Raw genomic sequence first — 16,829 nt, forward strand, 5'->3', positions numbered from 1 at the left:
CGCGGCCGGCGGACGTCTGCGACGGGCCGTGACGACGACGGATGCCGCGGGGCACGTGGCCCCGCGGCATCCGCTCGCCGTCAGCTGGTCGGTGCGATCACCAGACGAGCACCGGCACGGTGGGGCTCTTGGACGGGCTCACCGTGTCGCTCCCGGCGTAGGAGACCGACAGCTTGTGCACGCCCTTGGAGAGGGCCGGCAGCTTGACCTTGACGGTGCCGCCATCCTCGGGGTCGAGGGTCGCCGTGGCGATCGCCTTGCCGCCGTCGTAGATCGTGATCTCGCCCGTGACGGGAACGCCGTCCTCGGCCAGGACGATCGTGCGGAACTGGATCGCCGCCTTGGCCTTGGCGATCAGCTTGTTGGGGAAGCCGATGGTCACGCTGTCGGCACGGTCGAACACGGTGACCGGAATCTCGATCTCGGTGCCCTGGGTCGTCGTCACGGTGAGCGGCACCACGACCGGCGTTCCGGACGGCGCGTCGCCGGTGATCCCCTCCGGGACCGTCACGGCGACGGTGGCCGTGCCGCTGCCGTCGGCATGAGCGGCGGGGATCGACGGACTGACCGCACCGGATCCGGCAGCCTCACCGCCGAGCGCGACGTCGACGGTCTGCACCCGCGGCTCGGTCGTGCTGAAGTCGAGCGACGAGAGGGCGACGTCGAACGTGCTGCCGACCTCATAGCCCGAAGCACCTGCCGCGGGCAGCGTCACTCCGATCGAGCGCTGCGCGTAGTCCGGGGCCGCGACCTTGATCTCGGCCATGTAGGCGACCATCGACTCGAGGTCGACCTGGCCGGTGTCGCGCTTGTCCGTGCCCTGGCCGAGCGCGAAGAAGTTGTCGCCCCCGGACGCCAGGAACGAGTTCGCGACGACCCGGTACGACCCCAGCGGGTCGATGTCCAGGCCGTCGAGCGTCATGCCGAGGATCCGCGAGCCGGCCGGCGCCGCCGGGTCGTAGACGTACTCGAAGCCCTCCGAGAGCCCGAGCTTCAGGAACGGGCGCGAGGCGGTCGCGGGCTGCCACTGCTGCTCCAGCACGGCTCGGATCTGGTCGCCGGTCAGGTCCATCGTGACGAGCGTGTTCGCGAACGACTGGACCTCGGCGGCCTCCTTGTAGGTCAGGATGCCGTCGGGGCTCACCGTCATGTCCGCGCGCAGACCTCCCGGGTTCATGAAGGCGATCTGGGTGTCGGCATCCGTCCGCTTCGCCGACCACAGCTGCGCGTCGGCGACGAAGTTGCCGAGCGTCGACTCGCCGCCGCGGTTCTCGGCCCCGCTGGCCTGCTTGGCGCGGTTGAGATCGCCCGTGATGGTGCCGAGCGGGACCGCACCCTCGATGTCCGCCGTCGCCTTGGCCTGCGCGACCAGGGCCGCGATCGGGTCATCGGCCGGCACGGTGTACCGCGGAACCGTGGCGGTCGCGGGGTTGGCGTCGTGGTCCCACCACATGTCGATCGTCGCGTTGTCCATCGACAGCACCTGCTTGGTGGCGGGATCGACCTTGATGACCATGTTGCTGAACTTCTCGCCGTACTGACCGGACGAGATGACCGGACGCAGTCCGGTGTCGCCGGCGTAGGCGACCTCGTGGTTGTAGGCCAGGTGGGTGTGCCCCGAGACGATCGCGTTGACCTTGGGAGTGACGTTGTTCACGATCCAGCCGAAGGGAGTCGAGGCATCGGTCGCCGCTGCCTCCGAGGTGTTGCCGGCGCCCTCGTGGATGAGGAGCACGAGCACGTCGGCCTCGAGGTTGTCGGTGGTGGCCACACCGTCGGTGAGCGTGTCGGCGACGGCGTTGACGCTGTCGACGATGTCTCGGACCTCGAGACCCTCGATGCCCGCGGGGCTCACGAGCGCCGGGAGCTCCTCGGTGACCGCGCCGATGAAGCCGACCTTGATGCCGTCCATCTCCTTGACCCACGACTCGGCGAGGGCCGGGGTGCCCGTCGACTGCTCGTAGACGTTGGCCGCGATGTACTCCCAGTCGGCGAGATCCTGCACGCGGCCCCGGAGGTCGTCCCAGCCCTTGTCGAACTCGTGGTTTCCTGCGGCGCTGACCTCGAGTCCGGCAGCGTTGAGGCCCTCGATGGTGGGGACGTCCTCCTGGATGAACGACGTGAACGTCGACGCCCCGATGAGGTCGCCGGCCGCGGCGAACACGGTGTTCGGGTTCGCCGTCCGAATCTGATTCACCGCCTGTGCCAGCGCGGCCACGCCGCCCAGCACTCCGGGGATGGCCGGGGGCGAGGACGCCTCGATCCGACCATGGAAGTCGTTGACGGTGACGAGGTTGATCTCGACGGGCTCGTCGGCGGCCCGTGCCGGGGCGGCGACGAAGGCCGCGCCGCCGAGCGCGAGCGCGCCCGCGGTGACGACCGCGATCAGCCGCCGGGGGGTGGAACGGTCGGGATGTGACCTGATGCGCATGTATGGGTTCCTCTTGCTGGGTCGGGAGCTGCCGGCGCGCTGACACGCGGGTTCACCGCGACGGACACGCCGTCTCCGAGCCTAGGATCGCGAACCCGATGCACATAGGGGAATGAGAAAGAGTTCACTGTCTCGATACAGGCCCGTGACCGGGGCGCCATCAGGGCCGGCGACGCCCGGCGAACGGAGCCAGCGCGTCGCGCAGCGCGAGCAGTGCCGCGGCATCCGTCCCGACGCTCTCCATCACCTGGGGCGGCACCTCGAGAGCCCGCTCACGGAGCCGCTCCCCCGCCGGGGTGAGCTTCACATCGAGCACGCGCTCGTCGTTCTCGCGGCGGGATCGGGTGACCAGATCCTGGGCGTCCAGGCGCTTCAGGAGCGGCGAGAGGGTGGCCGGTTCGAGTGCGAGCTCGTCCGACAGATCACGCAGCGAGCGGGGCGACCGCTCCCACAGCGCGAGCATCACGAGGTACTGCGGGTGCGTGAGACCGAGCGGCTCGAGGATCGGGCGATAGATCGACACCACGTTGCGCGCCGCGGTCACGAGAGCGAAGCACACCTGATTGTCGAGGGCCAGCAGATCTTCGCTGAGTGAGGCGGAATCGGTCACGCACGGATCCTATCGCGAATCGTTAGTACACTAATGATCATGCCCGATCAGGATGCCTCCTCCCCCGCCCGCCCGCCCCTGCGGGTTCGCGTCCGCGAAGCCGGAGGCTGGTACGCGTGGATCAACGCCACGCTGATCCGCGCAGCCGGCCCTGCGGCGGTCGGTCCCTACGAGACGGAGCCTGCGCCCACGGCGGCCGAGCGCGCCGAGCAGGCATGTCCGCTCTGCGGTAAGCCCCTCACGCAGCACACCTTCGACCGCTCGGGTCCGAAGCCGCTCATGCACTGCCCGTGAGTCCGGACGCCCCTGGATCAGAGATGGCAGACGCGGCCGGATCGGGCGTCACCGGCGCCTGATCAGGCGTGACCGGCGCGCTCCATGGCGCGCAGCTCCTTCTTGAGGTCCTGGACCTCGTCGCGGAGCCGCGCGGCGAGCTCGAACTTCAGCTCTCCGGCGGCCGCGAGCATCTGGCTGCTGAGGTCGCCGATCGTCGCCTCGAGCTGCTCGGCGCCCTCGGCGGCGATGCCCACGCGCCGCAGCTGCGGGGTGGGCGACTTGCCCTTGCCGGACTTGAGCCGCGCGGAGTCCTTGCGCGAGAGCATCGCGTTCGTGTCGGAGGCCTCGCGCGCCAGCACCTCGGTGATGTCGGCGATCCGTTTGCGCAGCGGCTGCGGATCGATGCCGTTGGCGGTGTTGTAGGCGACCTGCTTCTCACGGCGCCGATCGGTCTCCTCGATCGCCTTGGCCATCGAATCCGTCACCTTGTCGGCGTACATGTGGACCTCGCCCGACACGTTGCGGGCCGCGCGACCGATCGTCTGGATGAGAGACGTGCCACTGCGGAGGAACCCCTCCTTGTCGGCGTCGAGGATCGACACGAGGGAGACCTCGGGAAGGTCGAGACCTTCACGCAGCAGGTTGATCCCGACGAGCACGTCGTAGACGCCGGCGCGGAGCTCGCTGAGCAGCTCGACCCGACGAAGGGTGTCGACATCGGAGTGCAGGTAGCGCACGCGCACGCCGTGCTCCCCCAGGAAGTCGGTGAGCTCCTCGGCCATCTTCTTGGTGAGCGTCGTGACGAGCACGCGCTCGTCGCGGCCCGCGCGCAGCCGGATCTCCTCGAGCAGGTCGTCGATCTGGCCCTTGGACGGCTTGACGATGATCTGCGGGTCGATGAGACCCGTCGGGCGGATGATCTGCTCCACGACGCCGTCGGCGATGCCCATCTCGTACCGACCCGGCGTCGCCGACAGGTAGACCGTCTGGCCGATGCGGTTCTTGAACTCGTCGAATCGCAGCGGCCGGTTGTCGAGTGCACTGGGCAGCCGGAAGCCGTGCTCGACGAGGGTGCGCTTGCGCGAGGCATCTCCCTCGTACATCGCCCCGATCTGCGGGACGGTGACGTGGGACTCGTCGATCACCATGAGGAAGTCGTCGGGGAAGAAGTCGAGCAGCGTGTGCGGCGGTTCTCCGGGCGAGCGACCGTCGAGATGACGCGAGTAGTTCTCAATGCCCGAGCAGAAGCCGAGCTGCTGCAGCATCTCGAGGTCGAAGGTCGTGCGCATGCGCAGCCGCTGCGCCTCGAGGAGCTTGTTCTGCGACTCGAGCTCTTTCAGCCGGCCGCCGAGCTCCTCCTCGATCGTGCCGATGGCCCGGTGCACCGTCTCGGTGCCCGCGACGTAGTGCGACGCCGGGAAGATCGGCACGGCGTCGAGCCGCTGCACGACGTCGCCGGTGAGCGGGTGCAGCATGTACAGCGCCTCGATCTCGTCGCCGAACAGCTCGATGCGGATCGCGAACTCCTCGTACACGGGGATGATCTCGATGGTGTCGCCGCGCACCCGGAAGTTGCCGCGCGAGAAGTCGACGTCGTTGCGGTTGTACTGCATCGCGATGAACTTGCGGATGAGCGCGTCGCGGTCGTAGGTCTCGCCCACCTGGAGCGCCACCATCGCGCGCATGTACTCCTCGGGGGCGCCGAGACCGTAGATGCACGACACGGTGCTCACCACGACCACGTCGCGCCGGCTCAGCAGCGAGTTCGTCGTGGAGTGGCGGAGACGCTCGACCTCGGCGTTGATCGACGAGTCCTTCTCGATGAAGGTGTCGGTCTGCGGGACGTACGCCTCGGGCTGGTAGTAGTCGTAGTAGCTGACGAAGTACTCGACCGCGTTGTTGGGCATGAGCTCGCGGAACTCGTTGGCGAGCTGGGCCGCGAGGGTCTTGTTGTGCGCGAGGACGAGCGTCGGGCGCTGCACGGCTTCGACGAGCCACGCCGTAGTCGCGGACTTGCCCGTTCCGGTAGCGCCGAGCAGCACGACGTCGGTTTCGCCCGCGTTGATGCGGGCGGCGAGGTCGGCGATCGCCTGCGGCTGGTCTCCGGACGGCTCGAACTCGCTGATGACCTCGAAGGGACGTACGGATCGCGTGGGCTGCACCCTTCAAGCGTAGGCGGGGCCGACGACATCAGGGCTGGCGCTCAGGACATCACGGCGGGTGCTCAGCCGAAGCCGCCGCCGCCGTCTCCTCCTCCGCCGAACCCGCCGCCGTCGAACCCGCCGCCGAAGCCGCCGCCGTCGTAGCCTCCGCCACCGCCGTAGTCGCCTCCTCCGCCGTCGATGCCGCTGTACCCGCCCGCGCCGGGATCGAACGAGTCCCCGATCCACGCCGGCTGCCCCGCGAGGCCTAGCGATCCCGCGCCTGCCGTGAAGTAGGTCATCACCGCGGCGGAGGTCAGGAAGTTCTGCGCGACGACGACGGCGACGCCGCTGGTCAGCAGGAGCGTGCGGCTGTCCACGGCATCGCGGGGATCGCCGCCGTCTCCCCCGCCGGCATCGGCACGCAGGCTGCGGCGGCCCTCAGCCCGCCGCACGAGGGCGGCGAGCACGGTCGGGTCGTCCGCGGGCGCCGCGCGCTCTTCATCGGACATGAAGGGACGCAGCTGCTCGAACAGCTCACGACGTTCCTCGACCGGGAGGTCGCGGAAGGCGGCCGCGTGCGCCCGCTCGATCACGGCGGCGGGCAGCGTGTTGAGGAGATACACGTACCGCGCGATGCGCTCCTCGTCGGTGACCTGCTCGGAGCGGCGCCTGCGCCTTCCGAAGATCGAGAGCACTCCCATGGTCCACCTCCCCCACCGCACAGATTACTCGCGACGAGTTCGGCGGGCTAGGCGCCCCTCGCTGCGATCCGCTCGGGAAGCGATGCCCACAGCTCATCCGTCTGCCGCAGGGTGTCCTCGATCGTCCCCGCCGTGTCGATGACGACGTCGGCGATCGCGAGGCGCGCCTCGTCGGGGACCTGCGAGGCGATGCGCGCCGCGGCGTCGCCATCGCTCATGCCGCGCAGGGCCACGAGCCGCCCCCGGCGCACGTCGGCAGGCGCATGGGCCACCACGATGAGCTCCCACGGGTCGTCGACGCGCGCCTCCACCAGCAGCGGCACGTCATAGACCACCACCGCCTGCACGTCGGCGGCGAACGCGGCCGCGAAGCGCCGCGCCGACTCCGCGCGAACCGCCGGGTGGACCAGCGCATTGAGCTCCGCCACCGCCTCGGGTTCGCCGAACACCCGCGCGCCCAGTGCGGCGCGGTCCAGCGAGCCGTCGGGGCGCAGCATCGCGGTCCCGAACGCGGCAGCGATCCCGTCGAGGACGGCGGAGCCGGGCTGCTGCACGTCGCGCACGATCTGGTCGGCATCGACGATGACGGCTCCGTGCTCTGCGAGGCGACGGGCGATCGTGGACTTCCCCGAGGCGATGCCTCCGGTGAGGGCGACGAGTGGCATGCATCGAGGATGCCACGCCCGGTGCCCCGCCGGGCGCTCACGAGGCCGCGGCCGTCGGCGCCGAACCTTGGCGGGTCCTGAGGCGGCGTTGAGGGCGGCCTGAGGGCCCGGCGTTAGCGTCGACTCAACCCGATAGATGACGGACCCGCGCGAGCGGTCTCTGGGGAGGATGGGATGTGAAGCGACGGCGTGACGCTGTGACGTCGGACCTGCACCCATCTACCCGCTCGCACCGCACAAGCGGCGCGGTCCGGCTTCGGTGCGGTGAGGTGGCGGTCCTGGGGGGGATCGCCACCTCGCGCCACAGCACGGGGGCGGGCCGCGCCGCCCGGCACCTCCCGGCGCGTCGCCGCGAGAGCATCCGCTGATGGCCGACACCGAGCGCCTGTTTCAGACCGCGTTCTGGGATATCCTGACGGACGTCCAGGAGCCGGCGATCGATTCGCCGTCGCCGGAAGGTGCATCGGTGGAAGAACTACGCGTAGCGGTCGTGATCGAGGATGAGGAAGACATCCGATCCCTGCTGTCGACCGTGCTGGCCCAGGCCGGCTTCCAGGTGCACGGCGCCGCCAACGGGCAGGACGGCCTCGATCTGGTGCGCGAGCACCAGCCGCTCGTCACCACGCTCGACGTGAACATGCCCGGCATGGACGGGTTCGAGACCGCCAAGCGCATCCGCGCCGTGAGCGGCACCTACATCGTCATGCTGAGCGCGCGCACCGAGGAGATCGACGCCCTGCAGGGACTCGAGGCCGGCGCCGACGACTATGTCGCGAAGCCGTTCCGGCCGCGCGAGCTGCGGGCGCGGATCGACGCCATGCTGCGGCGGCCGCGCCACCACATCGCGGCGGCCACGACCGCGGTCGCGGCATCCGATTCGTCCGCCGTGTGGCTCGAGCACCAGGGACTGCGGCTGAATCCCGAGATGCGCATCGTCACCATCGACGGCATCGACCTCGAGCTGACGCGCAGCGAGTTCGACATCCTCGGCGACCTGCTGGCCGCCGGGCGCCGGGTCCGCGGCAAGTCCGACCTCGCCCTCATGCTGCGGGGCGAGCAGTTCACCGGTGCGGAGTTCGTCAGCGACAGCGACGCGCGCGCCATCGAGGTGCACGTCGCGAACCTCCGCCGCAAGCTCGGCGAGTCGCCGTCCAGCCCGCGCTGGATCGAAACGGTGCGCGGCGTCGGGTACCGGCTGACCGCTCCCTGAGCGACGGTCGGGATGCCCTACGGGGCGTCGCCCATCAGCACCGACGTCTCGACGCTCGCCGCCGCCGTGCTCGCCGCCTCGCGGGCCACCCGCTGGAGCGCGCCGGCGTCGTAGCCAGACGTGTCGCTGAGCGCGACCCCGACGCCGACCACGGGGATCACTCCCCCGCCGACCTTGCCCAGCGCGTCGAAGAGCCCGCGGTAGATGGCACCCGCCTGTCTCCTCGCCTGTTCCGGCGAATCGACGATCGCTGCGATGAGGAGCCCCGTCGGTCCGTCCTCGGCGACGAGGGCGTCGGAGGGGGCGTAGCGCCGCACGGCGGTGCGCCAGGCGTCCGTGACGGATCGGGCGACCTCGCTGCCGAACGCCGTCGAGATCTGCTCGAGGTCGTCGATGCGGACGGCGATGACACCGACGATCTCCGATCGCCATGAGGCGCGGCGACCCAGCTCCGTGAGCGCCGAGTCGAACACGTCGTGCGCGAGGACACCGTCGTCGGACGGGGCCGCGCCCGGGTGCCGCAGGTAGCCGCGCATGGGCGCGCGCGAGGCGCGCAGCACCGAGGTCACCACCACCGCGACGATGGTGAGGATGACGGTGAGGAAGCTCGTCGGGATCGTGCCGAAGGCGTTCTGGAAGAGCGCGCTCTCGGGCCCGGCGATCACGAAAGCCGTGGTACGGGAGACGTAGAAGAGCGACTGGAAGCCCAGCACCGCCGCGAGCACCCACGCCGTACGCGAGTCGCGAAGGGCACCGCGGACGCATTCCACCGCGCCGGCGCCGGCGAAGAGCATCAGTGGCACGAACATCCACAGGGCGCCCGCCCAGTCGCCCCCGCGGGGCCCGGCGACCACCACGGCGGCGCCCGCCCCGAGCACGCCGGCCACGACGAGCGCCGACGGCCAGCCCATCCGGTGCCTGTTGAACCGACGGCATCCGAGCCACATGCAGCCGGTGCCGGCGACGAACGAGGCGTTGCCGACGGCAACGGCCCACCACGACTCCGGAGACTGCGCCCAGACCATGTACGCGAGCGTCGTCAGCATCGCGGCCAGGAAGCCGAGCGCCCACACGCGACCTGCCCCCTCGTCGCGCCGCAGCATCGTCTCGACGATGAACAGGATGCCGCTGACGTTCACGACGAGAGCAGTCATGACGTGCACGCTCGCGAGGTCGAGGATCATGCGGTGGTCCCTTCGGGAGCGGTCGCGGGGAGTTTGACGATGAAGGTCGACCCCACCCCGGGTGAGCTGTGCAGGCCGATCTCGCCGCCGTGGGCGCGCACGATGTCGCGGGTGATGGCGAGGCCGAGTCCGGTTCCGGCGCGTCGTTCGGCACCCGCCTTGTAGAACCGCTGGAAGAGCCGGGCCCGGTCGGCCTCGCTGATCCCGACGCCGGTGTCGCGCACCAGGATCCACGTGGATGCGCCGTCGGTGGTCGTGCCCAGGAAGACGGTGCCGCCGTCCCTGTTGTACGAGATCGCGTTCGCGACGAGGTTGTCCACCACCTGTCGCAGGCGCACCGGATCCGCCCACGCCGTCGCCGGTTCGAGGCCCGTCGTGTCGATCGTCACCGCCCGACTCGCCGCGCGAGGGGTGAGCGCCTCCCCCGCCGCACGCACGACCTCGCGCGCATCGACGGACTGAGGTGCCATCGTCGCCTCGACGGACGACGACGACGAGCTCGACGCGGCCAGGATGTCGGCGACGATCCGGAGCAGTCGCTCGGCATTGCGTTCGGCGATGTCGAGGTTCGCCCGGACGTGGTCGGGGATCGCCGGGTCCTCGATCGCCAGGTCGAGATAGCCGAGGATCGAGGTGAGCGGAGTCCGCAGCTCGTGCGACACGGACGCGACCAGCTCGTCGCGGGCACGCAGCGCGTCGAGCTCGGCCGTCACGTCGCGCGAGATGACCACGGCCCCGGCGTCCTCGCCGTCGGGATCGATGAGTCGCCGCGCCGTGACGCTCAGCGCCTGCCGTGGTCCGGGCTCCTCGCCGAACCACACCACCTGGCCGTCGAACGCCTCGCCGCGGAGCGCCCGCTCGACCGGCAGCTCGTCGGCGGGGAGCCGCGTGTCGCCGTCGTCGCGGAAGGCGGGGACGTCGTCGTTCTCCTGGGCCCTGATCGCCTGCTGCAGTCGGCCGTGCGCCTCGTTCGTCACCGCGACGCGCCCGTCGGCGTCGATGCGGATGACTCCGAAGTCGACGGCGTCGAGCACCTCGGTGACCATCTGCTCCTCGCGCCGCGAACCCTCCAGCACCCGGCGGAGAAGCTGGGCCTGCTTGGCGAGCAGAGTGCGCTGGGCATCCGAGCGGCGCGCGGTCAGGTGACTGGTCGCCGCGACCGCGAACAGCACAAGCGGCAGCAGGAAGGTGGTGTAGGTCACCTGCTGGGCGCTGACGACCGTGAGCACGCTGATGATCCCCGCGATGGCCACGATGACCGCGAACAGCCCCAGGAGCCCGAATCCGGCTGCCAGCCACGTCGTCGGGAAGATCCAGAGCAGCCCCATCGCCGTGCGCGGTGCGGCGAGCTGCATGAGCGTGACGGCGGCGATGTCGATGGCCGGAACCACCGCGACCCAGCCGTACGGCAGTCGATTCCACGGGATGACGAAGGTGGCGCCCGTGACGATCACCACGATGACGACGCCCATGAAGAAGACCGCCGCGTTCCCGGTGAAGGGTCCGATCGCCACCAGCACCCCCAGGACGAACACGACCGACGCCAGCAGGAGCTGGTTGAGCGTGGCGGTCCGCTCGCGCGTGCGATCGACGAAGTCGCCGCGCAGCCACGCCGCACGAGCGCGCTCGGAGGAACCGCGCGCGTGGTGGCGCGGATCGTCCTGCGAATCGCCGACCATACCGTGACGGTAACGGATGCCGCGACGCTCGCGCGCGGGGCGCGCGACGCCGGGCTCAGCCGGCCCGGGCGACGGCCTCGCTCACCCAGCGGGCGTGAAGCAGCCACGGGTCGTCGACTCCGGCCCTCAGCCCGGCGACATGCGCCATCAGGGCCGAGGAGGGGCGGAACCACTCCGTTCGCGGGAACCGGTCGGCCGCGAACTGCTCGTGCCGGCGACGCTCGACCGTGCGGTCGCCCCGCTCGAACGCCAGCAGCTCGTCGTGCCAGATGGCGGAGAGGCGCTGGCGCGGATTGGCCGTCGTGCCGATCTTGACCCTGTCGTCGTAGCGCAGGTAGTACACGACGTCGACGCGCGGCGGCGGGAGCTCGGCGTCGACGAGGTCGCCGTGCGGCCACTCGCACACCGCGCAGATCCAGCCGGACGCGAAGCGCACGCCGACGCGCGATCCGCACAGCACGCACGAGGAGGGAAGCACGTCGGTGACGCCGTGATGGCGCTCGCCCCACTCCGACGCCACGGCGAGATGCCACTCGCAGAGCGGGAGGGGCGAATCGTCGGGCACCGGGCCGCGGCATCCGCTCATCACAAGACACCGGCGGGACACGCCCCGAAGTCTACGAGCGGGCTCGGACAGCCGCGGGCGGGTACGCGAAAGGGCCGGAACCCGAAGGTCCCGGCCCTTTCGAACCAGACGGTTCAGCTCAGATCAACGACCGGAGAGCTTCTCGCGCAGAGCCGCGAGCGCCTCGTCGTCGGCCAGAGTGCCGCCGGTGCTGCTCTCGGAGGAGAAGCTGGACGAGCCGGTGTCGGCCGGCGCGTTCGCCTCGGCCTCGAGGGCCTTGGCGACGGCAGCCTTGTGCTGCTCCCAGCGAGCCTGGGCAGCCGCGTACTCGAGCTCCCACTTCTCGCGCTGGGCGTCGAAGCCCTCGAGCCAGACACCGGACACCGAGTCGAACCCCTCGGGGTACTTGTACTCGCCGTTCTCGTCGTACTCGGTGACCATGCCGTAGAGGGCCGGGTCGAACTCGGTGCCGTTGGGGTCGACCGACTCGTTCGCCTGCTTGAGCGAGAGCGAGATGCGGCGACGCTCGAGGTCGATGTCGATGATCTTGACGAAGACCTCTTCGCCGACCGACACGACCTGCTCGGCGAGTTCGACGTGCTTGCCCGACAGCTCCGAGATGTGCACGAGGCCCTCGATGCCGTCCGCGACGCGCACGAATGCACCGAACGGAACGAGCTTGGTGACCTTGCCCGGAGCAACCTGGCCGATGGCGTGGGTGCGGGCGAAGACCTGCCACGGGTCCTCCTGCGTCGCCTTGAGCGAGAGCGACACGCGCTCGCGATCGAGGTCGACCTCGAGGATCTCGACGGTGACTTCCTGACCCACCTCGACGACCTCGGAGGCGTGCTCGATGTGCTTCCACGAGAGCTCCGAGACGTGCACGAGGCCGTCCACGCCGCCCAGGTCGACGAACGCGCCGAAGTTGACGATCGACGAGACGACGCCCTTGCGGACCTGACCCTTGTGCAGGTTGTTCAGGAACGTGGTGCGCGACTCCGACTGCGTCTGCTCGAGCAGCGCACGGCGCGAGAGCACGACGTTGTTGCGGTTCTTGTCGAGCTCGAGGATCTTGGCCTCGATCTCCTGACCCAGGTAGGGCGTGAGGTCGCGGACGCGGCGCAGCTCGATGAGCGAGGCCGGGAGGAAGCCGCGGAGGCCGATGTCGACGATGAGCCCGCCCTTGACGACCTCGATGACCGATCCGGTGACGACTCCGTCGTTCTCCTTGATCTTCTCGACATCGCCCCACGCACGCTCGTACTGCGCGCGCTTCTTGGACAGGATGAGGCGGCCTTCCTTGTCCTCCTTCTGGAGGACAAGAGCTTCGACCTCGTCGCCGACCTTGACGACCTCGTTGGGGTCGACGTCGTGCTTGATGGAGAGCTCGCGCGAGGGGATGACGCCCTCGGTCTTGTAGCCGACATCGAGGAGGACCTCGTCGCGGTCGATCTTGACGACGGTGCCTTCGATGAGGTCTCCGTCGTTGAACGACTTGAGCGTCAGTTCGATCGCCGCGAGGATGTCTTCAGCAGATCCGATGTCATTGATCGCGACCTGCTTGGTGGCCGGAGCGGCCGTTGCGGTAGTCATGTAGTGGGTTGTCCTTGTTGGGTTGGGGTATCGGGCCCGGCTCGTACAGACCGGCCTCCACACGCGAAAATCGCGAACGGATGCCTCGAGCCGAAGCGGAGCGGATTGTTGTGGTGCGTTGTCACCCGGTCCGGCGCGTGCCGGATCCAGGGCGTGGCGATACAGCCACACGAGTGACAGTCCAGGGTACCAGAACGCGGCAGGCGGCCGTGATGTTCCTCAGCGGGGCAGATCGATGGGCGCGGTGGTCGTGCGATCGGGGTGGAACGGGGGTACGGGCGCGGTCGGGTAGTCCTGCGAGTCGCGCCAGTCGGGGGCGGGCAGCGGTGGTCTCGGCGGCATGCGCACCGGCGCCTGCGACAGCGGGAGGGGCTGCTGTGCGACGAACCCGCGCAGGCCGGCCTGCTGGATCACACGCTGGATCGTCAGTCCGCGCTCGTCGGGATCCCCCACGAATCGCACTTCGCGCAGACCCTGCTCCTGGGCCGCCGACTCGAACACGAAGTGCCCGAACCCCACCATGCGCCCGACGATGGGCTTGTGCACCGACACGTCGAGGATGCGCGAGAGCGGCATGGTCGCGATGCGCTGCGACAGGATGCCGTGCACCCGGAAGACGCGCATGTTGGTGATCACGAGCCGGTCCATGCGCTGCTCCAGGATCCGCCACCATGCGTGCAGCACGATCGCACCGCCGAGGATCAGCGGCAGCCACCACGCCTGCCGCGCGAAGAAGGCCAGCAGCAGCACGACGGTGCCCGCGAAGAGCTCGAGGCTCGCGCCGACGATCGCGGCCCAGTGCTTGCGCACCTCGTCGATCACCACCTCGCCCTGATCGGCGATGAGGTGCCGCTCGATGCGCGGGTCGAGCAGGCTCATCCGCCGCTGAGCGACACGAAGAACTGGGTGACCGCGGTGCCGGCTCCCCAGACGGCGCCCACAGCGCCCTGCACCGCGTCTGCGGCGTCCTGCGGACGCGTCACGAGGTAGAAGAGGGCGAACGCGACGATGAGGGCGATGGCAATGCGCCTGACGAGCTTCACGGCGGGGGTCCTTTACGTCGACGAGTACAAGGCGTTCCCCCCGGAGCGCAACTCATACGATTTTACCGCAGATCACCCGCGTCGCTGGGATCTCGGCACGGCGCGTCGCGGGATCCGGTCGTGATCACCCGGCGAGCGGCCACCATCGGGGCATCAGCGCGAGCACCCGGGCGCCGGCCGCGTCCGCGTCGTCGTCGCTCTCCTGCGTCCACGCCTCGATCACGCCGACGAGTCCGCCGGCGATGAAGGCGGAGGCCTCGACACGCGCCCGGCCGCCCGACGGAAGGCCGGCCGCCCCGTGCGCGTCGAGCACGTCGATCGCCAGGGCGGCACGGCTGCGCAGGCGCTCCTCGAGCGCGCTGCGGAGGGCGCCCCTCGAACCCGACGCGAACATGGCACGGAAGACGGTCCGCTGAGCTGCGACGTGCTGCAGGGTCGCGCGCAGCGCGTGGAGGTACTCGCCGGCGACGTCGCGCGGCGACTCCGCGGCGGGCGCGACAGCGCTCAGATCGTCGATGTCGCGCGTGAACCAGGCGACGGCGAAGGTGTCGACGCCGTCCGCGTGACCGTAGAAGGTGGTGCGGTGCACGCCCGCCTCCCGGCACAGAGCGGCCACGGAGAGTTCGTCGAGGGGCTGCACCTGGAGCAGCCGCACGAGCGCGGAACCCAGCGCCTCACGTGTCCGGGTCTGCCGCGGATCCTCCCGCACGTCGCCTCCTCTCGGGCCGGGAGCGGATGCCTCGGCCGAGACATCCGCTCCCTCACGCTCAGGAATCGTAGTGGGCGAGCCCGGCGGTCTCGCCGCCGTCCGCGATGAACTCCGAACCCGTCGAGAAGCTCGACTCGTCGCTCGCCAGGAACAGCACGAGGTTCGACAGCTCGATGGGCTCTCCGACGCGGTGCAGTGCGACGTGGCTCTGCGGCGTGTCGAGCTCGTCGGTCATCGGAGTGCGGATGACGCCCGGGTGCACCGAGTTGACGCGGATGTTGTAGCGGCCGAGGTCGAGGGCGGCGTTCTTCGAGAGTCCGCGGACGCCGAACTTGGCCGCGTTGTACCCGGGCAGCGCCTCATAGCCCTGGATGCCGGCCGTCGAGGAGATGTTGATGATCGAGCCCTTGCCGCTGCTCTTGAGCGGCTCGATCGCCGCCTTGATGCCGTAGAAGACGCCGGTGAGGTTGATGGCGATGATCTTGTCCCACTGGTCGAGGGTGTACTCCTCGATCGACCCGAAGTTCGCGATACCCGCATTGTTCACGAGGACATCGAGCCGGCCGAACTCCCGCACCGCGAGCTCGACGGCGGTCTCCCAGTCGGAGTAGCTCGTGACGTCGAGGTGCACGTAGCGCGCGGCGTCACCCAGCTCGGCAGCGAGCGCCTCACCTTCGGCGTCGAGCAGGTCGCCGAGCACGACCTTCGCCCCCTCTTCGACCAGCAGGCGGGCGTGCGATGCCCCCATGCCCCGAGCTCCTCCGCTGATCAGCGCGACCTTTCCTGCAACGCGTGCCATGTCGGCACCCTCCTCTGAATCGAGTGACGGGCTGTTCGCCCGAGGCGCCGGCAGGTGGCGTCGACGCCTGGAACTATTCTACAACTGTCGAATAGCGAAGGGGCCGGCTGGGTCGAATCCGACCGGAGACGAATCGCCCTACGGGCGCAGGAGCACCTTGGTGGCTCGGCGCTCGTCCATGGCGGCGTAGGCCTCGGCCGCCTCGCTGAGCGGCAGCACGAGATCGAAGACCCTGCCAGGCGTGATCGCGCCGGACCGCACATCGGGAAGGAGTTCCTCGATGTAGCCGCGCACCGGCGCGACGCCGCCGTTCACGCCGACGTTGCGGCCGAACATCTGGCGGATCGGAAGCTCGGGACCGCCGTTCGGTACGCCGACGTATCCCACCATGCCGCCGGGCCGCGCGGAGCGGAGCGCCTGGTCCATCGACTCCTTGGTCCCCACGCACTCGAGCACCCGGTCGGCGCCGATGCCTCCGGTCAGCGCGCGCACGGCCTTGACGCCGTCGTCACCCCGCTCCTCGACGACATGGGTCGCACCGAACTCGCGGGCGAGGGCCTGGCGCTGCGGGTGCCGCGACATCGCGATGATCGTCGTCGCACCGAGGCGCTTGCCCGCGATGATGGCGCAGAGGCCCACCGCGCCGTCCCCCACGACGGCCACCGCATCGCCCGGGCCGACGCCGGCGGAGATCGCGGCGTGATGCCCGGTGCCCATGACGTCGCTGAGCGTCAGGAGCCCCGGGATCTCGTCGTCCGAGACCGGACCCGGGACGACCGCCAGCGTGCCGTCTGCCAGCGGCACGCGGACGCGCTCGCCCTGGCCGCCGTCGGCGAAGCCGCCGAAGCGGTCGTCGCTCCCCCACCAGCCTCCGGTGAGGCACGACGTGCTCACCCCGTTGACGCAGTTCGCGCAGGTGCCGTCGCACACGTAGAAGGGCGCGATGACGAAGTCGCCGGGCTTCACGGCGCGCACCTCGTCGCCGACGGACTCCACGACGCCGACGAACTCGTGGCCGATCCGGTGGGGCTCATCGGTCTCGGTCACCCCGCGGTACGGCCAGAGGTCCGAGCCGCAGACGCACGAGGCGACGACGCGGACGATGGCGTCGGCGCCCGTGGAGAGGACGGGATCGGGGACTTCCTCGACGCGGATGTCGCGGGCGGCGTGGATGACGGTGGCAAGCATGCGACGAGCCTACGACGCACCGCGCCGGCGTC

16 protein-coding genes are annotated in these 16,829 nt (G+C 70.0%); 2 read left to right on the plus strand and 14 right to left on the minus strand.

The features are described from left to right. Positions 1–97: 97 nt before the first annotated feature. The gene (locus SOM19_RS10570; RefSeq protein WP_320486474.1) at positions 98–2,431 is read right to left on the minus strand and encodes a 5'-nucleotidase C-terminal domain-containing protein; all 2,334 of its coding nucleotides are present in this window, start codon (positions 2,429–2,431) and stop codon (positions 98–100) included. Positions 2,432–2,591: 160 nt separating this feature from the next. Then, positions 2,592–3,041, minus strand: coding sequence for a MarR family winged helix-turn-helix transcriptional regulator (locus SOM19_RS10575; RefSeq protein WP_320486475.1), 450 nt, complete (start codon positions 3,039–3,041; stop codon positions 2,592–2,594). 39 nt (positions 3,042–3,080) lie between these two features. Between SOM19_RS10575 and SOM19_RS10580 the strand changes: the two genes are divergently transcribed. After that, positions 3,081–3,335: a hypothetical protein gene (locus SOM19_RS10580; RefSeq protein ID WP_320486476.1), complete on the plus strand. Its 255-nt coding sequence runs from the start codon at positions 3,081–3,083 to the stop codon at positions 3,333–3,335. Positions 3,336–3,397: 62 nt separating this feature from the next. Here SOM19_RS10580 and uvrB read toward each other — a convergent pair whose 3' ends face one another. From uvrB to coaE, 3 genes are all read right to left on the minus strand, one after another. Beyond that, positions 3,398–5,479 carry an excinuclease ABC subunit UvrB gene (gene uvrB, locus SOM19_RS10585; protein ID WP_320486477.1) on the minus strand — a complete coding sequence of 694 codons (2,082 nt, stop codon included), beginning with the start codon at positions 5,477–5,479 and terminating at the stop codon, positions 3,398–3,400. A gap of 62 nt (positions 5,480–5,541) precedes the next feature. Next, positions 5,542–6,162 carry a hypothetical protein gene (locus tag SOM19_RS10590; RefSeq protein WP_320486478.1) on the minus strand — a complete coding sequence of 207 codons (621 nt, stop codon included), beginning with the start codon at positions 6,160–6,162 and terminating at the stop codon, positions 5,542–5,544. Positions 6,163–6,209: 47 nt separating this feature from the next. Further along, positions 6,210–6,827 carry a dephospho-CoA kinase gene (gene coaE, locus SOM19_RS10595; protein ID WP_320486479.1) on the minus strand — a complete coding sequence of 206 codons (618 nt, stop codon included), beginning with the start codon at positions 6,825–6,827 and terminating at the stop codon, positions 6,210–6,212. 367 nt (positions 6,828–7,194) lie between these two features. Here coaE and SOM19_RS10600 point away from each other — a divergent pair, with 367 nt between their 5' ends. After that, positions 7,195–8,037 (plus strand): response regulator transcription factor, encoded by an 843-nt coding sequence (locus SOM19_RS10600; protein ID WP_320486480.1) that lies wholly within the window; start codon positions 7,195–7,197, stop codon positions 8,035–8,037. Between the two features lie 17 nt (positions 8,038–8,054). Here the strand turns inward: SOM19_RS10600 and SOM19_RS10605 are convergent, their stop codons facing one another. From SOM19_RS10605 to SOM19_RS10645, 9 genes are all read right to left on the minus strand, one after another. Next, complete coding sequence (locus SOM19_RS10605; protein WP_320486481.1) at positions 8,055–9,221, minus strand: hypothetical protein; 1,167 nt, start codon at positions 9,219–9,221, stop codon at positions 8,055–8,057. Beyond that, positions 9,218–10,900 carry a sensor histidine kinase gene (locus SOM19_RS10610; RefSeq protein ID WP_320486482.1) on the minus strand — a complete coding sequence of 561 codons (1,683 nt, stop codon included), beginning with the start codon at positions 10,898–10,900 and terminating at the stop codon, positions 9,218–9,220. Before SOM19_RS10610 ends, SOM19_RS10605 begins: the two co-directional genes overlap by 4 nt. A 55-nt stretch (positions 10,901–10,955) precedes the next feature. After that, positions 10,956–11,486 carry a GIY-YIG nuclease family protein gene (locus tag SOM19_RS10615; protein WP_320486711.1) on the minus strand — a complete coding sequence of 177 codons (531 nt, stop codon included), beginning with the start codon at positions 11,484–11,486 and terminating at the stop codon, positions 10,956–10,958. 123 nt (positions 11,487–11,609) lie between these two features. After that, on the minus strand, positions 11,610–13,058 hold the full coding sequence (gene rpsA, locus SOM19_RS10620) for a 30S ribosomal protein S1 (protein WP_320486483.1): 1,449 nt from the start codon (positions 13,056–13,058) through the stop codon (positions 11,610–11,612). 219 nt (positions 13,059–13,277) lie between these two features. Continuing rightward, positions 13,278–13,937, minus strand: a complete 660-nt coding sequence (locus SOM19_RS10625; RefSeq protein ID WP_320486484.1) for a PH domain-containing protein — start codon at positions 13,935–13,937, stop codon at positions 13,278–13,280. Beyond that, a complete protein-coding gene (locus tag SOM19_RS10630; RefSeq protein ID WP_320486485.1) occupies positions 13,934–14,101 on the minus strand; it encodes a hypothetical protein in 168 nt (55 codons plus the stop codon). The genes SOM19_RS10625 and SOM19_RS10630 overlap by 4 nt, the downstream gene beginning before the upstream one ends. Before the next feature lie 124 nt (positions 14,102–14,225). Then, on the minus strand, positions 14,226–14,810 hold the full coding sequence (locus SOM19_RS10635; protein ID WP_320486486.1) for a TetR/AcrR family transcriptional regulator: 585 nt from the start codon (positions 14,808–14,810) through the stop codon (positions 14,226–14,228). Between the two features lie 58 nt (positions 14,811–14,868). Then, positions 14,869–15,609 carry a glucose 1-dehydrogenase gene (locus tag SOM19_RS10640; RefSeq protein WP_320486487.1) on the minus strand — a complete coding sequence of 247 codons (741 nt, stop codon included), beginning with the start codon at positions 15,607–15,609 and terminating at the stop codon, positions 14,869–14,871. 138 nt (positions 15,610–15,747) lie between these two features. Beyond that, a complete protein-coding gene (locus SOM19_RS10645; RefSeq protein WP_320486488.1) occupies positions 15,748–16,797 on the minus strand; it encodes a zinc-dependent alcohol dehydrogenase family protein in 1,050 nt (349 codons plus the stop codon). Positions 16,798–16,829 lie beyond the last annotated feature (32 nt).

The sequence above is a fragment of the Microbacterium sp. CFBP9034 genome (genome assembly GCF_034045255.1).
In the GTDB taxonomy this organism is placed as follows: domain Bacteria; phylum Actinomycetota; class Actinomycetes; order Actinomycetales; family Microbacteriaceae; genus Microbacterium.

Bases quoted from the DNA above. Each gene is read 5' to 3' on its own strand.
- coaE (WP_320486479.1), bottom strand. From the start codon at position 6,827: ATGCCACTCGTCGCCCTCACCGGAGGCATCGCCTCGGGGAAGTCCACG.
- SOM19_RS10640 (WP_320486487.1), bottom strand. From the start codon at position 15,609: ATGGCACGCGTTGCAGGAAAGGTCGCGCTGATCAGCGGAGGAGCTCGG.
- SOM19_RS10580 (WP_320486476.1), top strand. From the start codon at position 3,081: ATGCCCGATCAGGATGCCTCCTCCCCCGCCCGCCCGCCCCTGCGGGTT.
- SOM19_RS10610 (WP_320486482.1), bottom strand. From the start codon at position 10,900: ATGGTCGGCGATTCGCAGGACGATCCGCGCCACCACGCGCGCGGTTCC.
- SOM19_RS10600 (WP_320486480.1), top strand. From the start codon at position 7,195: ATGGCCGACACCGAGCGCCTGTTTCAGACCGCGTTCTGGGATATCCTG.
- SOM19_RS10605 (WP_320486481.1), bottom strand. From the start codon at position 9,221: ATGATCCTCGACCTCGCGAGCGTGCACGTCATGACTGCTCTCGTCGTG.
- SOM19_RS10615 (WP_320486711.1), bottom strand. From the start codon at position 11,486: ATGAGCGGATGCCGCGGCCCGGTGCCCGACGATTCGCCCCTCCCGCTC.
- SOM19_RS10625 (WP_320486484.1), bottom strand. From the start codon at position 13,937: ATGAGCCTGCTCGACCCGCGCATCGAGCGGCACCTCATCGCCGATCAG.
- SOM19_RS10570 (WP_320486474.1), bottom strand. From the start codon at position 2,431: ATGCGCATCAGGTCACATCCCGACCGTTCCACCCCCCGGCGGCTGATC.
- rpsA (WP_320486483.1), bottom strand. From the start codon at position 13,058: ATGACTACCGCAACGGCCGCTCCGGCCACCAAGCAGGTCGCGATCAAT.
- SOM19_RS10590 (WP_320486478.1), bottom strand. From the start codon at position 6,162: ATGGGAGTGCTCTCGATCTTCGGAAGGCGCAGGCGCCGCTCCGAGCAG.
- SOM19_RS10645 (WP_320486488.1), bottom strand. From the start codon at position 16,797: ATGCTTGCCACCGTCATCCACGCCGCCCGCGACATCCGCGTCGAGGAA.